Source organism: Nostoc mirabile CHAB5784 (assembly GCF_020829645.1).
In the GTDB taxonomy this organism is placed as follows: Bacteria; Cyanobacteriota; Cyanobacteriia; order Cyanobacteriales; family Nostocaceae; genus Nostoc; species Nostoc mirabile.
In genome coordinates, this window is sequence record NZ_JAIVFS010000004.1 from 1 (window position 1) to 17,489 (window position 17,489).

9 protein-coding genes and 1 pseudogene are annotated in these 17,489 nt (G+C 43.3%); 2 read left to right on the top strand and 8 right to left on the bottom strand.

Translation table 11 applies throughout. The annotated features are described in order from the left end of the window. Positions 1 to 292: 292 nt before the first annotated feature. Positions 293 to 763 (top strand): annotated as a pseudogene (locus LC653_RS04415) (RNA-guided endonuclease TnpB family protein); the annotation flags it as partial. A gap of 14 nt (positions 764 to 777) precedes the next feature. Here the strand turns inward: LC653_RS04415 and argB are convergent. The 6 genes from argB to LC653_RS04445 form a co-directional block, all read right to left on the bottom strand. After that, a complete protein-coding gene (gene argB / locus LC653_RS04420; protein WP_229492833.1) occupies positions 778 to 1,671 on the bottom strand; it encodes an acetylglutamate kinase in 894 nt (297 codons plus the stop codon). A 991-nt stretch (positions 1,672 to 2,662) separates the two neighbouring features. Further along, positions 2,663 to 4,909 carry a TolC family protein gene (locus LC653_RS04425; RefSeq protein WP_229492835.1) on the bottom strand — a complete coding sequence of 749 codons (2,247 nt, stop codon included), beginning with the start codon at positions 4,907 to 4,909 and terminating at the stop codon, positions 2,663 to 2,665. A gap of 103 nt (positions 4,910 to 5,012) precedes the next feature. Beyond that, positions 5,013 to 6,575 carry a circadian clock protein KaiC gene (kaiC, locus tag LC653_RS04430; RefSeq protein WP_100901656.1) on the bottom strand — a complete coding sequence of 521 codons (1,563 nt, stop codon included), beginning with the start codon at positions 6,573 to 6,575 and terminating at the stop codon, positions 5,013 to 5,015. Between the two features lie 265 nt (positions 6,576 to 6,840). Then, complete coding sequence (gene kaiB / locus LC653_RS04435) at positions 6,841 to 7,167, bottom strand: circadian clock protein KaiB (RefSeq protein WP_229483847.1); 327 nt, start codon at positions 7,165 to 7,167, stop codon at positions 6,841 to 6,843. Positions 7,168 to 7,249: 82 nt separating this feature from the next. Continuing rightward, positions 7,250 to 7,831, bottom strand: coding sequence for a circadian clock protein KaiA (locus LC653_RS04440; RefSeq protein ID WP_229492836.1), 582 nt, complete (start codon positions 7,829 to 7,831; stop codon positions 7,250 to 7,252). Beyond that, positions 7,800 to 8,003, bottom strand: coding sequence for a hypothetical protein (locus LC653_RS04445; protein WP_229492837.1), 204 nt, complete (start codon positions 8,001 to 8,003; stop codon positions 7,800 to 7,802). The genes LC653_RS04440 and LC653_RS04445 overlap by 32 nt, the downstream gene beginning before the upstream one ends. A 577-nt stretch (positions 8,004 to 8,580) precedes the next feature. On the opposite strand from LC653_RS04445, the gene LC653_RS04450 reads away from it, so the two are divergent. Then, a complete protein-coding gene (locus tag LC653_RS04450; protein WP_229493130.1) occupies positions 8,581 to 11,823 on the top strand; it encodes an ATP-binding protein in 3,243 nt (1,080 codons plus the stop codon). 144 nt (positions 11,824 to 11,967) lie between these two features. On the opposite strand, the gene LC653_RS04455 is transcribed toward LC653_RS04450, so the two are convergent. Together LC653_RS04455 and LC653_RS04460 are read right to left on the bottom strand one after the other, a co-directional pair. Beyond that, positions 11,968 to 15,300: a diguanylate cyclase domain-containing protein gene (locus tag LC653_RS04455; protein WP_229492844.1), complete on the bottom strand. Its 3,333-nt coding sequence runs from the start codon at positions 15,298 to 15,300 to the stop codon at positions 11,968 to 11,970. Between the two features lie 79 nt (positions 15,301 to 15,379). After that, on the bottom strand, positions 15,380 to 17,344 hold the full coding sequence (locus LC653_RS04460; RefSeq protein ID WP_229492846.1) for an ArnT family glycosyltransferase: 1,965 nt from the start codon (positions 17,342 to 17,344) through the stop codon (positions 15,380 to 15,382). Positions 17,345 to 17,489: the final 145 nt, after the last annotated feature.

A 17,489-nucleotide genomic window follows, 5' to 3' on the forward strand; every position in this document is an offset into this window, starting at 1 on the left:
ATATATTTGATTACTTCTCAATATTTCCGACATAGCAGCGCCTGTATTGTTCACAGTCTTCAAGGAATTTCAAAAATCTCAGCAAATCAGAGCATTTTTCTCTCACCAGAGACATAAAAGAGCGTTATTTAATCCCCCAACCCCTCTTGAAAAGCAAAGCTGTTTCATTCCCTCAAAGGCTCAAAAAAGACTTGTGTTGTGAACGAAAGTACTTGTGTTGTGAACGAAAGTATTTGTGTGTACACCGTAGGTAAAGAGATGAGGCAGATGAGGAAGAACTTTTTACCTTTAACAGGAAGTAGCATACGAAAATCAAGTTATTTGTGTAGAAAATTTGGCAGTGAAGAATATGGTTAAAAATCCTAACTTGGCAAAATCAATATCAGACCAAGGATGGGGAATGTTTCAAACCATGCTCAGATACAAAGCCGAGAAATTTGGTCACACTTACCAAGAAATAGGTCGTTTCTTCCCATCTTCTCAACTTTGTAACGAGACTCTGCTACCAATCCCAATGCTGCAACACGGTTATGATTCATTGGGTGTAAGGTTTGTAGATTGTCCCCACTGCAATAAACGGCATGATAGAGATATAAATGCCGCCATTAATATTAAAAATGAAGGCTTGCGATTATGGGCGTTAGGAACTAGCGCTTCTGCCCTTGGAGGGGATGTAAGACCAAAGTCTTCTGGACGTAAAAAATCCACGAAGACAGAGGCAGTTCCCAATGAATTGGGAAGCCTACACTTACCCGTCTCTTAAGTGTAGGTAGTTCACTACGTAAACTGCGAACCCAGAATCATTGTCCCAATTCCAACATCAGTAAAGATTTCGAGTAACAGGGCGTGGGGAATGCGACCATCGATGATGTGTGCTGCACGGACTCCTTGAGCAAGCGATCGCACACAACAACTGACTTTGGGAATCATCCCACCGCTAACTATACCATTGGCAATCAACTCGCGGGCTTCACGAATATCTACTTTTGGAATCAAAGTAGATGGGTCTTTGTAATCTTTTAAAATTCCACTGGTGTCAGTCAGTAAAATTAACTTTTCTGCTCCCAGTGCAGCAGCGATTTCTCCTGCTACAGTATCGGCGTTAATGTTATAAGCTTGCCCGGTTTCGTCTCCGGCGACGCTCGACACTACCGGAATATAGCCATTGCTAGCGAGGGTCTCCAAAATCTTGATATTCACATTGCTGACTTCCCCCACAAAACCGATGCCTTCTTGACCTTGGGGACGGGCTGTAAATAGATTACCGTCTTTACCGCAAAGTCCTACAGCCAATCCACCAGCTTGGTTAATTAGCGCGACAATTTCTTTGTTAACTCGACCAACTAAAACCATTTCTACCACATCCATTGTGGCAGCATCAGTGACTCGCAGACCATTCTTAAATTGTGGTTCAATTCCCAGCTTATCTAACCAACTGTTAATTTCTGGGCCACCGCCGTGTACTACAATTGGACGCAAGCCCACGCAGGATAAGAATACAATGTCGCGGATAACTTTGTCTTTGAGTGTGCTATCTTTCATCGCTGCGCCACCATATTTGACAACAACAGTGCGACCGGCGAATTGTTGAATATAAGGTAGTGCTTCGCTTAGTACACGCACACGAGTGGCTTCAGCTTGCCTGATGTATTCAGAATGGTTGACCGTCATGAGGAGCTGCCGTTAAGAGTTAAAACCTATTTCAGTCAGTGTAGAAGACTTTGTAACCTGTAACAATGTCTCATAGCTGCGAAAAGCAAAATAAGCTTTTTGTATAAATATTACTCACAAAAACCTACTTTTAAAATAGAAGATTAGGTGCGAAGTAATTGAACAAGGTTGCAAACAGGTTGTCTACTTACTGTTAGACATTCTGCGTAGGCGTAGCCCGCCATAGGCATCGCTTTGTCAATTTTTCCCTCCCATGCTATCAACAGTATTAGGACTAGCCCTTTCAAGGTGGTATAACTTACGCATTGACAAAAAATACCAAATATGAATCAAGGTGAAAAACCATATCTTTCGTAAGGGCTAAGCATTGCTCATTGGTGTCAACTTAAGCTAGAAATAGGTTAACTGTTGGCTTCCTAACCCGCCTAGAACTAAAGTTCAAGGCTAATAGTTAAAGTCTACTGAAGTAGACTAAAGATTTTTGCGGATATTTAGTAATCAAAAGATTACTTTTGCTATTAGCAAGGAACTTAAGTTCCTTGCGGGACATAACTTTTACGTTAAGTTGACACGTATGAGCTTTTTCTGTGCCCCTACAGCATGGTCTATTTCCGATCGCAGGATAATTAAGAAAAGCCTGAAAACTTCCTCAAGCTCGTTAATTCACATCAGAATGCATTTGTACAGTGCGTAAGTCCTAGGTGGGTAAAAATTTTGGTCAAAAAATTCCTTTTTAACTAGTTCGGTGGGTTTAAGTCCCCCGGTTCAATAAAAATTTTGTTTTGTGTTGGGGTTAAATCCCCATTACAAAACAAAATTTACGAACTTGTACTGAGCGTCTTGCCTTGAGCGAAGTCGAAAGGAGCCGAAGTATTACGAATTACGAATTACGAATTACGAATTATTTAAGTCCCGCAGCTTTTTTACTAAAAAGCCTCATTGAAAAATGAGGCTTTTAGAATTTTTAATTTGAGAGATTAAGTCAGCAGTACTAGCGTAGTCCTCTGAGGGTAACAGACCGTTGTAACTGAGCTAAAGCACGGTTGTAATCCAAAATTGCTGTGACTCGATTACCTTCAGCTCTTGTGAGGTCGTTTTCAGAGTTAATGACATCAGTTTGAGTGCCTACACCAGCTTGGAATCGCAAACGCGCTAAACGTAGAGCTTCCCTAGCTTGTTCTAAAGCGGTATTAGCGGTTTGAACATTCTCCAAACTAGATTGCTGGGTAGAAAAAGCTTGTTCTACCTGAAAGCGAATTTGGTTGCGCTGTTCGGCAAATCGAGTTTCTGCGAGCGCAATATTAGCTCTTGACTGATCTGCTCTTGCTCTTGCTGCTCCTCCATCAAACAAATTTAGGCTTGCCCTAATTCCCAATGAATAACCATCAGTAATGCTGACACCATCATCGAACTGATCTAGTAGGTTGTAGCTGGCTACCAAACTAACTTGAGGGCCTAGCTCCCCAAGGGCTTGCCTACGTTGTTGTTCGCTGATATTACGTTGTGCCAAAAACTGTTGCAGTTCGGGACGATTTTGAAAAGCCAACACAATACTTTGTTCTAGCGTTGGGTTCCAAAGACCAGCCAATTGTACAGGGTCAGCGGCACTGATATTCACCGCCTGTGCCAAACTCAACCGAGTTGCTAAACGACGACGGGCTATTGCCTGCTGGGATCTAGCAAGGGTTAGGTCTTGTTGGGCATTTGCTAAATTAACCTGCGATCGCAACACATCAAACCGTGTACCAACCCCAGCTCGCTCTAATGCTTCTGCATCACGCAAACTAGCCTCAGAGTTCTGCACAGCCGATTGAGCGATACGTACTTGTTCATCTGCTTGTTGCAAATCGTAGTAGTCTGTGGCAACATTCAGGCGGATTTCCTCAGACTGAGTTTCTACAGCCAACTCATTGAAACGTACCTGTTCTTCAGCCGCTCTGATGTTAGCTTGTACTCTCCCAGAAGTGTAGATGTTATATGACAGTTCTGCTTCACCAGAAAAAGATGTCCCAGCTTCATCTCCTGGCTGTGGTATGCCCGTCTGTTGTTCTCTTTGTTCCAACTGAAGCTGAGTACTAGCAGACTGAGTGCGAGTAATATCCGAACTAAGATTAAGAGTGGGTAATAAGGCAGCTTGCGCCTCCCGTAGGGCAGCTCGATTGCGTTCTAGCTCCAATAGAGACACCTGTAAATCCCGATTATTCTGCCGTGCTAGCTCCAAAGCCTGTGCCAAAGTAATCGGCTGATTTGCTTGAAGTGTCACTTCCGCCGGTTTGGTAGGAAATTGCAGGGGATTTGAGCTAGGAATCAGGTTCTGTGGAATTTGCACCGGCCCTGACGGCGCAGGAGTTACGGTTCTTGGCACAGTGGAAGGTTGCACCGAACCCCCTGGCACAGGAATTATGGTTTCCGGCACTGTGGTCGGTTGCACTGAACCCTCTGGTGCAGGAGTTACGGTTTCCGGTGCAGTGGGAGTTGGCGTTGGTTCTGTCGGAATCGGAGTATTACTCTGAGCAATGCGTAAGCCAGCAGCATTTTGTTGTAAGCAGGTACTTGAGGTCAGTAGCAAAGCGGCTGAGGAATCAGTTTTGCTTTTCCCCAACTCCTGTGGACATTTTGGCGCTGACAACAGTTTTGCTGATCTTACACCTGTAGCTGAAGTTTGTAAAAATGTTTGCAACTCAGTAACAGTATTTATCTTTTGAACCACTGGCTGCTGTGCAGAAGACAGGGACAAAGTTTCTTTTTGGACAGAAGAGGGTTTTAAAGTGTAGTTGGGAACTACTATGCTCTTTGATTCCTGCCCATAAGCGTTTGAATTACTGTTTTTTTGGTTATTTTGAGCAGAACGGCTGAGAGCAAGCTGTTGGGAAGAATTAGAGGTAGGTGTCAAACTGAAAAATCTACCTTTATCTTTCTTAAGTACTTGTTTTATTGGCACAACAGTATTTTCAGCCGTAAACACTGGAATACTGTTATTACTTAAAGGCTTCATACTAAGTTTAGTGAAACCGAAAGCAGGTACTAGGGTTGGAACACTAACATTTGCACCGTTATGCAGTTGCGTATTCATGATGCCCCCAACTAAGTCTTGACCATAAGTGGAAGTCAAAACACTAGGAGAAGAGGCCAGCTGTACCCCAGTTAGTTTTACAGTACCAGCCCAAGTCGGCTGAGTTGTTAAGACTGCTGCTGTCACACCAGGCAATAAGCTATGGAATAATTGCTGTCCTTTCACCGCATCCCTCACACGAAAATCAATCTAGCGGCAGAAAACCTTTCTTCACCACAGAATATAGCACGATACTAAATTTAGGAAAGAATATACTACGATACTAAATTTAGGGTTCGGAACTCTGTTTGTCTTCAAAACGTCTAACAATGCGAGAAAGTTCCGCCTTTTCATCGATACTAACGCGAGTAGGAGCACCGCTAATAATCCGTTCGTAGTTTCGGAATGAATCTTTGATATCGGGCCCGTCAGCAGTAATATTATACTCACGAATGCCCTTATCATGCCAAGAGCCTCTCATTTTAAATACGTTAATTGCCCGCGACATTTCTCCACGAATTTCTACGTACTGGAGCATCAAAATTGTATCGGTGATCGTGGAAATATGAGAGTCAGTAATGGAATGCGCTCCCAGAAATTGATCGGTTGTGTTAGTAAAGAAACCAGTAATTTCTTCTTGTTTAGCATAACCCGTCACACCAATCACAAACTGCCGAAATGCATTATTGCTCACTCCTCTCGCTAATGCTGAGAGTGAATCAATGGCGATGCGGGCTGGTTTGAAGACAGCAATTTCTGATTTAATAATTTGTAAGTGGTCTTCTAAACCAGTTGATTCGGGATAGGTACAAATTATTTTGAGTAAACCTTGATCTTCTAATTCCTCAAAATCAATTCCCCAAGAGGAAGCATTTCGAGATAGTTGGGCGCGTGATTCTTCGTAAGCAAATAATATTGCCTGTTCTCCATTGAGACAGCCATCTTGAATAAACTTACTTACTAACAGGGTTTTACCAGTCCCTGTAGCTCCTGTTGCCAAAATAATCGAATCTTTAAAGAAACCACCACCGCACATTTCATCTAAGGTTTTGACACCAGAAGATACCCTGACATTAGAAGATCGTTGAGTCAAGCGCATTGCTCCCAGTGGGAAGATGTTAACCCCTTCATTAGTAATCGTGAAGGGATATTCGCCTTTCATGTGAGTTGTGCCGCGCAACTTGAGAATTTCAGTTGTGCGACGGCGGCGTTCTCCTTCTAAAACGTTGCGAACAATTACTACATTATCGGAAACAAATTCTTCCACTCCAAAAGAGGCAACGGGACCATATTCTTCGCTACGTTCAGTTGTAATAATAGTGGTGACATTGAGTAGTTTCAGACGGGCTACTAGGCGAAAAATCTCGCGCCGGACTACTCCCATTGCTTCATACTGCTGAAATACTGCTGTTATTGAGTCGATTGAAACTCGTTTAGCTTTGTATTTGCGAATCGCATATTGCAATCGCTCAATTAGCGCAGACAGGTCAAAATTACCAACTATATCCTGTCCTTCAGGATCGGGAGATGCATCAAGAATAAACAACTTGCCTTCCTCAATTAGGCGTGGCAGGTTCCACCCAAAAACATGAGCATTTTTAATAATATCACTGGGTGATTCTTCAAAAGTAACAAATACTCCTGCTTCGTCAAAGTAGGTGATGCCGTTATAGAGAAACTGAAGAGAGAATAAAGTTTTGCCTGTACCGGAAGTGCCACTTATCAAGGTAGTTCTACCAATTGGTAAACCACCATGACTAATATCGTCAAACCCTTCGATCATCGTGCGAATTTTTTCTACACCTCCAATTTTCGGTGTCTTTTTTGGTTTTACTTGCTCTGTTTCACTCATTGCTTGATAACAAAAGGGTATTAAATAATTCGTAATTCGTAATTCGTAATTCGTAATGACGCTCGCGGACTCGCTAACGCTGCGCTAACGTAAATTTTGTTTTTTAATGGGGATTTAACCCCAACACAAAACTTGCTTTTTTATTGAACCGAGGGACTTAAACCCACGTAACTAGTTAAAAACTGTTTTTTATGACTAAATTTTTGACTCTATTTTGGCGAGGCTATTTGTAAACATGGCTCCCCTACACAGTTAAAACTTTCGCTCATTCATTATTTTCTTCTTCAAAATCTCCTTCACTCAGTTCTTCATAAAGCAAATCTAACCCAATCAATACTCTTTCCCTATCTGAAAGATCCCCGATAATTTTGCGAACGGGTGGAGGCAAAATTTTAGATAATGTTGGCGTCGCCAATATTTTATCTTCTTCTGCCAGTTGCGGGCTTTTCAGTACATCGATCACTTTTAAAGCATAAACACCTTTAAACTCCTGCTCTAAAATATTTTTGAGTGTTTTTAATGCCCGGACTGAATTAGGGGTATTTCCTGCTACGTAAAGTTTGAGAACGTAGGTTTTTCTGGCTTTATCCATATACTTACAAGCTAGTCATGAGAATATAAATACAATATTTGTTTGCCCATTGTCGGTGGCTAACAACATCGATAAGTTTAATTTATCTAGAAATTGAACTTCTATAGAGTTCGCACAGGTGAGCCAGGATATCTATCAACGTTAGACGGTAATCAAGTAACGCTTCATTGCTCCTTCCTTCTAATTTTAGCTGGTTAGAAAATTCTTCAATTACCTCCATGTGAATTTCAATGATTTGAGGCACAGGAATATTCGCATAAAATATAGTATTGATAAATTTATCAATTTTTTCTTTGAGTGTTTTATCTGTGGTAAAATAGTTTATAAGAATCAGGCTATAATCTGATTTAAGGTGTCTTAATAATCCTTGCCTTTCTGCTGGAGTCATCTCCTGGAAATGCTGTTGGCTTTTTTGGGTGTGACTGGCAAATACATAAATGTACTTGTCAGTGGATGCTTGATTTGGATCTTGTTGGAGACAATTTGGTAAATAGTTGATTTTTCCAGAGGTAGTTGCAGCAACGGGTAGATAGCAAAAGTGGGCAATAATCGCGTCAATAACTTTCCATACCCATCTGCTCCAACCTTTTTGGTTGTCTAAGTCAACTAGATTATTTAAATATTTCTTAACATCAGGTTGCAGAATCAATATCGGTAATAACATTTATTCTTAAATCTATCTCCTTGATCGCCTTGACCAAGAAACGTGGGCTGATCAGTTTGGCTAACGCTTCTAAGGGAATACTAGGTTTGCAGTAAACTGGTGATTCCACCCCAAAACAACGCTCTATGTTAGCAGGTAGTGCTAGTACAGCGCGGCGGAAGTTAAAAGTCAAAACTTTTGTATATCAAGGCTTTTACTTCTTTAAAATGGTAGCTTGATTTACGCCTTGCAATGCTAGCCACTCAACAACTTAGTGCAGCAACTGAGTAATTAGACTTAGTAGGTCTTTGATGATGAGGTATCTGTCGGCATAGCAAGACACAGTGATTAATCTATTATTTGCATATTTATGTATGTAAATAGATAGATTTTTTTATTTTGCTCCTTGATAAGATACTTAAACGAACTTAAAGGATTGTCCCATTCTAAATCATTATAATTCCTCAAGGTTCTAAAGCGATTCTTTGGGGCCATAATTGTTTTAGCTGTCGCTATCGATGAGGAGTTTAAATACCAGTAAGAGACTGGGGAGGCTAGTTGCTAGAACTTAGAAACGTCGCCTCTTGGAAAAATATAAAGGACGCAAAAGTGCCCGTGAGGGGAAATCCCGTTTTTTTAATGGCGTTGAAATAACCAGAGTTGCTTATATGAGTCTTCTTAGAGGATATGGCTTCAGGCGAAAACACCATCAACAGTTGGCAGATGGAAATGCCGGAGGGTTCCACAGGAAGAATGACCCCAAAAGCCCTATGTTAATGCTAGATTACCCGCTTTATGACTTTCAGGCAACCGTACCTAGCTGCTCCCAAACAAGTTCTCTGGCAGTGGTGTTGGAGATTTTTGAGCAAGAGCAGTGCGATCGCTTGGTAGTAGTGAATCAACAGCAATCCCCCATCGGATTGCTGTATTCTGCCCGTTTAATCCAAAAATTATTAGCACATAGTGACGATAAAAATCTAAATTTACATCAATCACTCTCTATCTGGGGTCAAGGTCTAATTGAGCCAATACAGACAATATTAGCTTCTGAGCGTGTAGAGCAATTAGGCTTGCACTTATGTTATGCACAAGCCGAAAAACAGCAGAACTTAGATTGGGCGCTGATTGACTCTGATGGTCAATATTTGGGGCTGCTGGATAGTTCACGCCTGTTGCGATCGCTGGCTAAGGAACGTATGGCTGGGTTACAAAGTTCTGAGCATCGCCATGAGTATGGTACTCCTGTACAGCCACCAAATGAACCCAAGTCATTGGGACACCAGCCACTGGTACAGTTGCTGGAAAGACTGCCTTGGCCTTTGATGTTGCAAACGGGGACTGGCGAGGTAGTAGCACGAAATCCCGCCTGGTGGGAGCAATTAGGAGCCTTGAAAGATCCAGAAGGAGTTAGGCAACAGGTGGAGGCAATACTTGTCCCTAAGCTTTCCGAAAAACCAGAATATGTTACTCAACGAGCAATCAAGGTTTATCCCAATGGTAGGGAGAATGAGCATGGTGGTGAAGAAGAACTAACCCAGCAAGAAGTATCACCAGATGCTGTATACAGTCGCTGCTATTTGGATAGTCAAGTAGGTACTTGTACTTGCGTTGTCGAAGTCCAAAATGGTCAGGAGCGAATCTGGCAGTTTGCCAAAATTCCCTTAGATAGTCCTGAGTTTCAAGTCATGAGTGCTGAACAAGAGGTTGCACTCAGCGAGGATTTGTGGTTAGTTTTAGCTACTGATGTGACTGAGCAGCAACAGCTTTGCAAAGAACTGGCTGCAAAGAATGCCGATTTAATTCAACTAAATCGGTTGAAGGATGAGTTTTTAGCTTGTATTAGTCATGAACTCAAAACTCCCCTAACTGCCGTTTTAGGATTATCGCGGTTGCTGGTGGATCAGCAGTTGGGAGAACTCAACGAGCGTCAAGCCCGTTATGCGGGACTGATTCATCAAAGCGGACGCCACCTGATGAGCGTGGTTAATGACATTTTAGATTTGACCCGTATGGAAACGGGACAAATGGATTTGACGCTAACTCCGGTGAAAATTCAGGCTGTGTGCGATCGCGCCTTATCAGATGCTAAAGCTATCCACACTCAAACTACCAAAACTACATCTGCCTCGCCAACTCAAAACGCCCGTTCATCTGCTCCCCAGTTCTGCCTTTCCATTGAACTAGGTTTAGACCAGATAGTGGCAGATGAATTACGCTTGCGCCAGATGCTTATACACTTGCTTTCCAACGCCTTTAAATTCACCGAAATATCTGGCGAAATTGGGCTACGGGTGAGCCGTTGGGAAGGATGGATTGCCTTTACCGTTTGGGATACAGGCATTGGCATTCCTGAACACCAGCAACACTTAATCTTTCAAAAATTCCAACAACTAGAAAATCCCCTTACCCGCCAATTTGAAGGCACTGGTTTGGGGCTGGTATTAACCCGGGCCTTGGCTCGTCTCCACGGAGGAGATGTCAGCTTCTTATCTCGTGAAGGAAAAGGTAGCCAGTTTACACTACTTCTGCCGCCCAGCCCCCCGAAAACAGGCTTTTCGGAACCAGATATGGGAATCAAAGAAGAGGAGGAAACGCGACACCAATCGACACGGGAAAACTCAGCCGCCGCTCGTTTGCATGTTACTACGTCCACACAGCATCATCTTGCCAGTTCCCAACGGTTGGTTTTGGTAGTCGAGGCAGTAGCCCGATATATTGAAGACTTGACCGAACAACTCAAAGGTTTAGGATATCGGGTAGTGATTGCGCGATCGGGAACAGAAGCAGTCGAAAAAGCTCGGCGCTTGCAACCAATAGCGATATTTTTGAATCCGTTGCTACCCCTGCTATCAGGCTGGGATGTGCTGACTTTACTAAAATCGGATACCGCAACCCGTCATATATCTGTAATTGTGACAGCGACGGCAGCCGAAAAGGAGCAAGCATTTGCTAACCGAGCCGATGGTTTCTTAAGTTTGCCAGTAGAGAATCACCTTTTAGCACCAGTTCTCGAAAAATTATGTACTTCACCAGCAGTTTTGCCACAAGGGTTAAACAACAGCGCAATTATCCCAACTAAAACCCCACTGCGAATTCTCAGGTTGGTGAATCCCCAGTTGGAATCGGTCAATCCCCACCCCTCACTTCGAGAACACCGAGTGATTGAAGTAGATGACCTAGATCAAGCAGAACTTTTGGCGCGGGTATGGCAGTTTGATGTCATTTTGCTAGATGTCGAAAGTACTACCGCCCAAATTTATCTGCAACAACTAATTCAGCATCCACGTTTGGCGGCTATCCCACTAGTTACTTGCGATGTCGCAACCACCCTAATAGCTTCTAAAATACCAGAATTATCTGTATTTCCTTACTTAACACCATTTGCTAAAGACAACAGCAGCCGCACTGAGAAAACGGATGCTTTACTATCAGTATTGGAAATTGCTTCTGGTATTTCCTGTCCGTCTAGCATTTTGGTAGTAGATTTGACAATGCTGCGTGATTTACCACAGATAAGACGCAAGCAAGTTAAGGGTTCTCGGACAGCAAAAAATTGCTCAATTAGCAGTGAAACTGCGGAACGGGGGTCTGAGTGGTTCCAAGCTTTAATTCAGTACTTACAAACAGCAGGCTTCAAAGCGGCGATGAGTCCCTGCTGGGCAGAAGTATTACAACAAATTCGCCACCAAAGCGTTGACTTACTGCTAATTTGTTTAGGAGAATCCACGATCCACAAAGACGTGCTAAAAGCACTGAAAACATTGGGAGATTCGCCTGATAAATTACCACCAATTTTAGTACTGAATCAGCGATTAAATCACCCAGAAACCAGTTTCCAGTCTGGGGTAGCTTACAAGGAAATTGACAAGCAGAAGAAGAATAGTTTGGCATCGATAGAAACTGTTGTTGGTGCGATCGCTACCCAAATATTACCGCGCTCGATATCAATGGAAGACCTATTAAACCAGATCAATCACGCTTTAGCTGTCAACGGTTACAATGACAAATGTTAAGGATTATTGAGAATAAATTTGGTGGCGATGTTTACGACGGGCTATGACGCTAGCGGACTCGCTTTGCGCGTCGCTATCGGCGTCGCTATAATTTTTGTTGCTGGGTGGTAAATATCCGATGTGCTAACAAAGCCATACCTTGACTCAGTTACTTACTGAATATCGATCTCGTCCCTGCTGTTTCGCAGCATAAAGGGCTTGATCTGTCAAGGCAATCAGTGTATCTGGTAAATTTTCCGATATCGGAATTGTACTGGCAATCCCAAGACTGACGGTTACAATCTCACTCACATCAGATTGCTTGTGGGGAATTTTCAATCCTCGAATTGCTTGTTGGATACCTTGGGCGCTTGCGATCGCCCTTTGCCGATCTGTATTGGGCAGAATCACGGCAAATTCTTCACCCCCATAGCGGGCGACCAAATCGCCGCTACAATTCACCCTTTGCTTTACAACTTGTGCTAGCTGCACCAAGCAGGCATCCCCAGCTTGATGTCCGTAGCAGTCGTTATAGCGTTTGAAATAATCGACATCAAATAAAATCAGAGACAGTGGTTGTTGTTCCCCTACCAAACGCTGCCATTCTTGCTGCAATCGTTGATCAAAGCAACGACGATTGGCAATTTGTGTTAATCCATCGACAATCGCCAAGTGTTGCAATTCTTGATTGGCAAACTGTAGAGCAAGATAGACTTGCTCTCGTTCGGTAATTTCTTGCTGCAACAGCACATTGGTTTGAGCGAGTTCAGCCGTGCGATCGCTCACTTCCAGTTCCAGTTCACGAGAATAGTCTGCCAAAATCTCAAGGGAACGTTTGCGCTCCGTAATGTCCTGAAAAGTAACGAGCGCATACACAATTGCTCCCTGCTCATCCAGAATGGGCGTTCCTAATACTTCCAACGGGATGACAGTCTCATCCAAATGAATCTCTAAATCTTCAGTTCTTACCCGTTCTCCTTGCAGGGCGCGTATCGCTGGAAGTTGCTCTGTTGGATACAGTGTGTTTGTGCCTGCCCAATAGATTTGATAGGCAAAGGTGAGTTGGTCAATGTCCACATCTGGCAAAACACTACGTCCGAGAAGCTGTTTAGCCATTTGATTGAAGTATAAAACATTACCGTCTGGCTTATGAACAGCAACGCCAACGGGTAGAGCCTCCAGAAATTGAGCTAATTGACGCTCATGAGCGACACTAAGACGGATGGTTTCTTTCTCAAGCTGTCTAATTTGCAAGTGGGTGTGAATCCGAGCTAATAGCTCATCTTTGGTAATGGGTTTGATCAGATAATCGTTAGCACCTACCTCTAACCCCAACACAATATCTTCTGGTTGGTTGCGGGCACTGAGCAAAATGATCGGCAGGCGATCGGCAGAAATCTGTTGCCGAATCACTTGAATCACCTCATAGCCAGTCATTCTCGGCATCATCACATCAAGCAATATGATGTCAGGGTTAAAGCCTCGTTCTAGCAATGCCAGGGCTTCCTGCCCATCGGTTGCCAAGGTGAGCGTGTAATTCTGAAATTTCAGAAAGTTCTTCAACACCTGAAGGTTGATGGGTTCGTCGTCCACAATCAAGATATGCGGGAACAACCCTTCAATAGATGATTCTTTTGGACGTTCTGGCGATGAGTTCGCTAGCGAATTCAAAACAGATTCTGATTGCGAATCAGGTGCAGCCTCTGCTAACGGGGAAGCGGACAGCAACACGGGAGTCATGCTGGGTTGTTGCTCACAAATCGGTAACGTGAAGGTAAACACCGATCCCTTACCCAATTTTGACTCTACCCAGATCCGTCCACCGTGTAATTCGATCAGGTTTCGGGTGATTGCCAGTCCTAACCCAGTACCTCCATACTGCCGACGGGCAGATCCTTCCACCTGCTCAAAGGACTCAAAGATCCGATCTAACTTATCCTCTGGAATACCAATGCCAGTGTCGGAGATACTGATGGCGATGTGTGAAGTGTTGTTAGGGGATAGTTGTTGAGCCAGTGTTGACTCCTTGTCTAGTTGATTTTCATTGAGAAGTTTGGCGAAAACTTCCACTGTGCCAGAAGGAGTGAATTTAATCGCATTGCCGATCAGGTTATGCAGAATCTGTTGCAAACGATTTTCATCGGCATTAATCAGGGGTAATTCTGCCAGAACGTGATTGAGGAGTTGAATATCTTTCGTACCAATTAAGGCGCGATCGAGTTGCAAGACCACCTCAACTATTTCCCGCAAACTAATCGGTTTGAGATGAAGATGGAGTTCTTGATGGCGCAGTTTGGAGAAGTCAAGAATATCATTGACCAAATTGACTAACCGTTTGCCACTTTGAGTCAGCATTTTCAGGTTATGGTGCTGCTCACTTGATAAGTCACCTGTTGCTCCGTCTAACATGGACTCAGCAATGCCAATCATCCCATGAAGTGGTGTGCGGAGTTCATGGGAAGTGTTGGCTAAAAATTCATCTTTGAGTTGATCGAGGCGCTTTAAATCTTTATTTTGTTTCTCTAACGTTGTCAAATAATTGCGAATGTCACTTACCATGACATTGAAGGTGTTAGCAAGCAGTCCTAATTCATCGTTGCTATTGACATTGACAGTCACATCATAGTTGCGATCGCTAACTTTTTGCGCGGCTAACTGTAGCTGAGTAATTGGGCCGCTCAACCACCGGGCTAATAGGACTGCTAGCAGAACTGACAAAATTAAACTAGCAGCAATTAAGCTCAGACAAGTGATTTGGAGGTTACGAAGCTGATTAACCTCGCTCTGGGGCACGTATGCTACGCCGAGAACTGCGATTGTTTTACCCTGATGATCTTTTATCGGTATGGCGGCTCTCAGTGCTGTAAATAAGCTACTGCTGTAGAATCCGTCTGAAACTTGCATCTCACCATCAAAAGCATCTTTATATACCGATTCAATAGGAACATACAAAGCTGCGACTGGGATACCTGGCCAATTATCCCACGGATCTGGTTCTGGACTCATTGAAGCGAGGTACTTCAGAACGCGGCGATTGGGTGACTCTGGAGTTGTCACAATCAGACTAGTCATAACTCCAGAAATATTAAAGGAACTCTTCGAGTAATAATCCTGCCAAGGTTGAATGTTACTTTTACTCGCCTGGTTAATCCTACGCAATATCTGAACAAGTCGCTGGAAATCGGCTGTGTTCTGATACTTCTGAATTGCTTCGGCATTCAGACTACTTCGTACTTCTCCTGATTTGAGCCTCTGTATATCGGTGACACTGACCTGGGAATCCCGATCAACAGCTGCCTTTAAGCGAACGATGCTCTCACGAACTTCTGGATCAAACAGAAATGTGCCTAAATGTCCAATGTCTTTGAGTCGTCCTGTCATCTGGTGCATGATCAGTTGAGAGGTTGTGGAGTAGAAGTAATACACACTCGCACTGGTCACACCCACAGATAGCGCTGCGATCGCTAGACCCAGCTTGACTCCAAATAACATTTTCATAAACAGGCATCTATCTGCTCTTGATGTTAGATTATAGTTCCCTCAATAGCCATAAAACTTGCGAAGCTGTCATTTGCCGTTAGGATATGTCTATTTTTTCACTTTTCTTTTTCTTAAAAGGAACTCGAACCAAGTTATAAGCACCCTTGGTTGATAAATTTTTGTAATCATCTGGCTGTAAGTCCATTTGTAAAAACTTTTTCTGTTCAGCCAACAGCAGCACCGAGGCAGGTTTTAGTCCTTTGGCAGCCTGGTTTTTGATATGCTCTATAGCCTCTTGGGGAAGTCCTAAATAATTTACATGAATGTGGCTGTAAAATACCACACTAGGCTTTTTGAAGCCAAGCATGATCAATTCTTCATTTGGTTGTTTTGCTTCTAGAATTACCGCAGACAACTCCCTTAAGGGTAATTGACGTTCTCGATCAATAAAGAACGAAGCAGGCGTTAAGACAAAAATTAAAAACGCCACAAACCCTATTAAATTAATACCAATAACGGAGTTCCATTGGCGACTTAGTAATAAACCCGCAACTAAAACGGCACAAACCAGCCACATTACCCCGGCTATTACTGGTAAACCAGTTCGTTGAATTAGTTCGTGGAAGTTGCTTATAGCTGGATCAGTACCTAATATGTGGGTTATGTTAAACAGTGCTGTTGCCAGAACTGATAAAAATACTACATTCACCCAACCACTCACTCGGAGAAAAGAGGGGGAGATGGGAGGAGTGTGAGAGGAAAAAACAGGAATTGTTTGCCTAGCCTCTGTATCCTGGAAAAAGTCGCTCCACAATAGGGCTACTAGGATGGCTGCTGCTGGCATTAAAGGCAATACGTAGCTAGGGAGTTTGGTAACAGCAATGCTGAAAAAACCAAAGATGGTAGCAAACCAGAACCAGGCGAATAAACCAAACTGCTGAAAACGTTCAAGGGATCGCCAGTGCGATCGCTGCCAAAACTTTAATCTTACTATAGAGAGTGGTAAATACACTGAGTAGGGCGCAAAACCCAGTAGCACTACTAAAAAGTAAAAATACCAAGCTGCTGAGTGACCATTAACGACTTCTGTAAAGCGTTCCAGGTTATGATAACCAAAAAAGGCATTAATATAATTCCAGCCATTGCGCCAAATTACTAAAGCATACCAGGGCACTGATAAACCTAAAATTATCAATACACCCACGAGAAGGCGCATTTCCCGCAACACCTCTCGAAACTTTCCCACGTAAAGCAAAAATACGCCAACAATTAGCCCTGGTACAACAATTCCCACTGGCCCCTTAGTCAAAATTGCGCCTGCAATCAGCACATAAAAAGCTAAATACCACTTATTTGGGAATAGGGCATGGGGCATCCCTTCGGCTTCTCTACGAGACGCTACGCGAACGCTCAAGGCAAGTGCGGATTGGGCATTGGTTATTAATTTTGCTCCCCTGCTCCCTGCTCCCTGCTCCCCGCTCCCTTCCTTCCCTGCGTAGCCTAGAAAGAAACATAACAAAGCTGATGCCATACATCCGGTGAGCAGCATATCAGAGACACCGGTTCTCGCCCAAATAATAGTTTCGGGATTGAGTGCCATGAGCGCTGCTGCTATAAAAGATGTTTTGTAGCGGCGAATAGGACGTGAAACTTGCTCTAATTCGTCTTGTTTAGCGAAATACCACTGTATGGTGTAAAAAGCTAAACAAACTAAGGCGAATGCTGCGATCGCTGAAGGAAGGCGTACTGCCCACTCATTCACCCCTATAATTGCGTAAGCGATCGCCTGACACCAGTAAATTAAAGCAGGTTTATCGAAACGAGTGTCACCATTGAAAAATGGGGTAATCCAATCACCTGTGACGAACATCTGGCGGGAAGCTTCGGCAAAAAGCGGCTCTGTCTCATCAATCAAGCCAATATTGCCCAAATTCCACCCAAAAGCTATCCAGCCAATCAATATCAACCACAAAATCGACACAGTTACACCAAGGGCTGGATTCTTTGCTATTTTGTTGAACCACTGATCAACAGTGTGCTTAACACTCAATTTCATGCTCATTAGTCAATAGTCAACAATCACTACTCAATAGTCGTTGGTTATCTATCTTTTGTTCTTGGAAGTTTTCAATTCAACAATTTTCCTCTCCTCAGTACTCTACACTTTTTCTTGTTCAGTAACGTTAGTTGCTCTAAGTCACCAAAGA